At 44.8% G+C, this 614-nt stretch carries 1 protein-coding gene; it reads left to right on the top strand.

All coding sequences use genetic code 11. The features are described from left to right. Positions 1–614, top strand: a 614-nt coding sequence (locus GMD1S_RS08720; protein ID WP_000508086.1) for an ATP-dependent 6-phosphofructokinase, incomplete at both ends; no start/stop codon positions are given.

Below are 614 nucleotides of genomic sequence, written 5' to 3'. Positions count from 1 at the left end.
ATTGCTGTTTTGACCAGTGGTGGAGACGCCCCTGGTATGAATGCTGCCATCCGTGCAGTAGTTCGCCAAGCAATCTCAGAAGGAATGGAAGTTTTTGGTATCTATGATGGATACGCAGGTATGGTTGCCGGTGAAATTTATCCGCTTGATGCTGCTTCAGTAGGAGACATCATTTCTCGTGGTGGTACTTTCCTTCATTCTGCTCGTTATCCTGAGTTTGCACAACTTGAAGGCCAACTTAAAGGGATTGAGCAATTGAAAAAACACGGTATCGAAGGAGTCGTAGTTATCGGTGGTGATGGTTCTTATCATGGAGCTATGCGCTTGACTGAGCATGGATTCCCTGCTATTGGACTTCCAGGTACAATCGATAACGATATCGTAGGTACTGACTTTACAATCGGATTTGATACTGCAGTTACGACTGCAATGGATGCGATTGATAAGATTCGTGATACATCATCAAGTCACCGTCGTACTTTCGTTGTTGAAGTAATGGGACGTAACGCTGGTGATATCGCTCTTTGGGCTGGTATCGCAACTGGTGCTGATGAAATTATCATCCCTGAAGAAGGCTTCAAGATGGAAGATATCGTAGCTAGTATCAAAGCTGG

The sequence above is a fragment of the Streptococcus sp. GMD1S genome (genome assembly GCF_000296875.1).
Taxonomy (GTDB): Bacteria; Bacillota; Bacilli; order Lactobacillales; family Streptococcaceae; genus Streptococcus.
This window is presented reverse-complemented; position numbering and strand designations above follow the sequence as displayed.